The sequence below is a fragment of the Protofrankia sp. Cr1 genome (assembly GCF_963555865.1).
In the GTDB taxonomy this organism is placed as follows: Bacteria; Actinomycetota; Actinomycetes; order Frankiales; family Frankiaceae; genus Protofrankia.
In genome coordinates, this window is record NZ_CAUVXO010000060.1 from 1 (window position 1) to 3767 (window position 3767).

Genomic DNA, 3767 nt, shown 5'->3' on the forward strand with positions numbered 1-3767 from the left:
CAACGCCTGCCGACGCGCGACGCCGGTAAGGACGGGTACCCGCGATCTACAAATCCGAGTCGGATTGAAACTGCACCACTGCCTCCGAACGATGTGAATCCGGTGTTGTAATAGCAGAACCGGATTCACATCGTTCATGGTGGTGCCCGCGATCTACAAATCCGAGTCGGATTGAAGCCCGCGAGGCGTGCGCCACGAGCGTGCCCGGGTCGGGGTTTAGGTCCTGGACATTGCGGACGGGTATCCCACCCGCACTGTCCGCCGGGACCGCTGGCGGGAAGGACTCGGCACCGAAGCGTGCGACGCGGCGGTGACCTGGGGGTTCGCCGCTCTCAACCTGGACGACATCGTCACCTTCACCAACCGGGGCAACGCCGGGATGAACGGGATCGCCCGCACGCTCGGTATGACCTCCAAGGTGAGGCGTCCGCCATCGGCCCTGTGGAAGGACAACAACGTGTGCGCCACCAGCCGGTCCGAGTCGGAGACGCATACCGGCGGTTGACCTCCGACCTGTCACGGACGCGGTATTGTGGTTGGCACAACAGGTCGACTCCATGTTCGGTACGGTGCCCGAGGGAGCTACTTCCTGGTCGTGGACGACCGGCGCGCAGGTCGGCTGCTTCAGGAGAAGACCTTCGCGGACCGGCGCGCAGCACTCGCAGCCCGTTTTTCTGCCGAGCGGTCGCGCGACGACGGCTCTGATGTGGAGGTAGTCGTGCTGGCCGCCACGTCGCACGAGGCTCTTACCAAAATGGATGCCCGCTGACCTGGGCAAACGTCCCGTCGGCCCAGAACGGGACGTTCATCGTGGTCGTGGACGCCTACCGGCGCGGCCGGACAGTCACATGAGCCGATCATGGCAGTGCGCAGCCAGGCCCAGGCGGGCGCCTCGCGCGGGACCGCGCCCACACCCGGACACGGGCACGGACACGGACACGGGCACGGATACGGACGCTGGCACGATCCTGATACTCACCCTCGGTTATGTCATGATCGCGTTGATGCTGGCGCTCGTGGTGACCGATGCCTCCGCGGTGTATCTGGCCAAACGCTCGGTGGCTTCGGCGGCCGACGGCGCCGCCCTCGCCGCCGCGCAGCATGTCAACGATGCCGCCATCTACACGGCGACCCAGGATCTCCAGCAGCTGCCGCTTGCCGAGGTCGCCGCGACCGTCGCCGGATACCAGGTCGACGCCGACCCGTCCGGGCACACGGTGCTCACGGCGCAGCTGCTGAACCCGACGACCGTTCGGGTGACCGGCAGTCGAACGGTCGTGTTGCCGGTGGTGGCGCTCCTGGGCATCGGCCCGGTCACCGTCACAGCCAGCGCGGACGCCCAGTCGCTCGTCCGTCCGCCCGGCCCCTGACGGTATTCGGGCTGTTGCGACCCTGCGCGGGCCACCGGAGGTCTTGGAGCGAGAGGATCAGAACCAGGGGGCCGTGACGGCGATAAGATCGTCGAGCTGATGGCCGGTGCGCTTGGCGGCGAGCGCGGAGACGTCGCGGACGAGCCGGGCGACCCACTGTGCCGGCCGGTGCATGGCCAGGGTCACAGCCCGCGCCGCATGGTGCGCCGCTTCGTCGGGGTCGGGGCGGTTGCGTGCCAGCGCGGTCCGTGCCTGTGCCATGTGCACGGCAATGATCATACCGGTCTGCCCGCTGTCCGCGATCAGCGCGGCGGCCCGTTCAAGGTAGGGCTCGGCCTCGTCCGCGACACCGACGGTGGTCAGCGCCTCGGCACTGGCGAGGGCCAGGTCCGCCGGGGAATACGTGTCGAGCGCGAAGCCGGGGCGTCCCTGCGCGGACGGGGCCAGCAACTCCATGATCTGCCAGGCGCGGACCACCGCCTGCCGGACGCCGGCGACATCGCCGACGGCCGCGTATGAGCCGGCCGAGACCTTGCCGGCCACCATGGCCCGGGCCGGGCTCGCTCCGGCGATCCGGCCGGCGGCCCCGGCGATCTGCAGTGCCACCGCCGGGCTGTGCTGGCGTACCACCCGGGCGCGTATCGCCAGGGCACTGCCGGCCAGCGGGCCGTCGCCGGCGGCGCGTGCCACCGTTGCGGCCCGATCGGCCAGCGAGACGGCGTCGCCGTGGCGCCCCTGGTCGTATGCGGCGCCTGCCATGGTGGCGCTCACGGCAGCGTGCAGGCGCATCCAGTCCAGGGCGACCGCCCCCCGCAACCGTCGGGTACGCGGCACCGTCCGGGTGGTCTGGTGCAGGGGCGTCAGCGCCGATATGGTGTCGGACAGGTCGGCCGTCTCGTAGTTGACGAGCGCTTCGCTCAGGATCTGGATGCAGATGTCATGCAGCTCGCCGGTATCGACACGTGGGTCGGTACCGGCGGTATTGTCGGTCACGGCTCTCCAGCGTTCACCAGCGCGAAATCGGTCTAAGATGGCCCGGATGACATTCAGCTGTCACCGCTTTCCGACCGAAGAGCCCGTCGGGCCGAAGAGTCCGTCCGACCGAAGAGCCCGCTGGCAGTCAAGATAGTCGGTGGGACGGTCCGGTGCCTCGGTGGCAAGGGCCTGTTGGATGTGCTCTGGGTCTCTTTGTGCGAATTCTGAATCCAAGACGCCGACGTGGGTTCCGGCCTCGCCACGCCAAGATCGGCATCCAGGTGGGGGCGGCGCGTTTCCGACGGTAAGGTGGGTCTCATGGCCGCCGACCTCGCAGAGGAGATCAAGGCTCTCGACTCGACGCTCGCAGGCATCGAAACAGTTCTTGATCTTGAAAGTCTCCGACGCCGCGCCGCGGACCTGGAGCGTGAGGCAACGGATCCGGACCTGTGGAGCGACCAGTCCAGGGCGCAGGGCGTCACCCGCCGGCTCTCGTCGGTGCGTGGGGACATCGCCCGGGTCGAAGCGCTGCGGCGGCGCCTCGACGACATCATCACCGCTCTCGACCTCGCCGATGAGGACCTGCTGGCCGAGGCCGCGGTGGGCCTTCCCAAGCTCGCCCGTGACATCTCCACGCTCGAGGTCCGTACGCTGCTGTCCGGTGAGTACGACGAGCGGGATGCGATCATTCAGCTTTCCGCCGGTGCCGGTGGCGTGGACGCCGCCGACTGGACGGCGATGCTGCTGCGCATGTACCTGCGGTGGGCCGAACGGCACGGCTACGGCGCCGAGGTGTTCGACACCTCCGAGGCGGAGGAGGCGGGTCTGAAGTCCGCCACGTTCCAGATCAAGGCGCCGTACGCCTACGGGACGCTGCGCAGCGAGCACGGCGTCCACCGGCTGGTGCGGATCAGTCCCTTCGACAACCAGAACCGCCGCCAGACGTCGTTCGCGGGGGTCGAGGTGACCCCGGCCGTCGAACAGGCCGACCATGTCGAGATCGACGACAAGGAACTGCGGATCGACATCTTCCGTTCGTCGGGTCCGGGCGGGCAGGGCGTCAACACCACCGACTCGGCGGTGCGGATCACCCACCTGCCGACGAACATCGTGGTGACCTGCCAGAACGAACGCAGCCAGCTGCAGAACAAGGCCGCGGCCATGATGGTGCTGCAGGCCAAACTGCTGGAACGTCGGCGTGTCGAGGAGGCCGCCGAGAAGCAGCGGCTGACCGGCGGTCCGCAGGACGTGTCCTTCGGCTCCCAGATCCGCAACTATGTGCTGCATCCGTACCAGATGGTGAAGGACCTGCGCACCGAGGTGGAGACGTCCGGCACCGGGGCGGTGCTGGACGGCGACATCGACGACTTCATCGATGCGGAGGTCCGCTGGCGACGCACCAACGAAGGCGCCAGCTGATCG

The 3767-nt window shown here is 68.4% G+C and carries 5 protein-coding genes; 4 read left to right on the plus strand and 1 reads right to left on the minus strand.

What is annotated here, in order from left to right:
• Positions 1–229 precede the first annotated feature (229 nt).
• The 3 genes from U9980_RS07925 to U9980_RS07935 all read left to right on the plus strand — a co-directional run bounded on the left by U9980_RS07925 (position 230) and on the right by U9980_RS07935 (position 1370).
• Positions 230–505, plus strand: a complete 276-nt coding sequence (locus U9980_RS07925) for a GNAT family N-acetyltransferase (protein ID WP_322767353.1) — start codon at positions 230–232, stop codon at positions 503–505.
• 27 nt (positions 506–532) lie between these two features.
• Entirely contained in the window at positions 533–769 is a 237-nt protein-coding gene (locus U9980_RS07930; RefSeq protein ID WP_322767343.1) for a hypothetical protein, read from the plus strand.
• A 79-nt stretch (positions 770–848) separates the two neighbouring features.
• Positions 849–1370, plus strand: a complete 522-nt coding sequence (locus tag U9980_RS07935; protein WP_322767344.1) for a pilus assembly protein TadG-related protein — start codon at positions 849–851, stop codon at positions 1368–1370.
• A 57-nt stretch (positions 1371–1427) separates the two neighbouring features.
• Here U9980_RS07935 and U9980_RS07940 read toward each other — a convergent pair whose 3' ends face one another.
• Entirely contained in the window at positions 1428–2363 is a 936-nt protein-coding gene (locus tag U9980_RS07940) for a hypothetical protein (protein ID WP_322767345.1), read from the minus strand.
• 300 nt (positions 2364–2663) lie between these two features.
• Here U9980_RS07940 and prfB point away from each other — a divergent pair, with 300 nt between their 5' ends.
• On the plus strand, positions 2664–3764 hold the full coding sequence (gene prfB, locus U9980_RS07945) for a peptide chain release factor 2 (RefSeq protein WP_322767346.1): 1101 nt from the start codon (positions 2664–2666) through the stop codon (positions 3762–3764).
• The last annotated feature ends 3 nt before the right edge of the window (positions 3765–3767 follow it).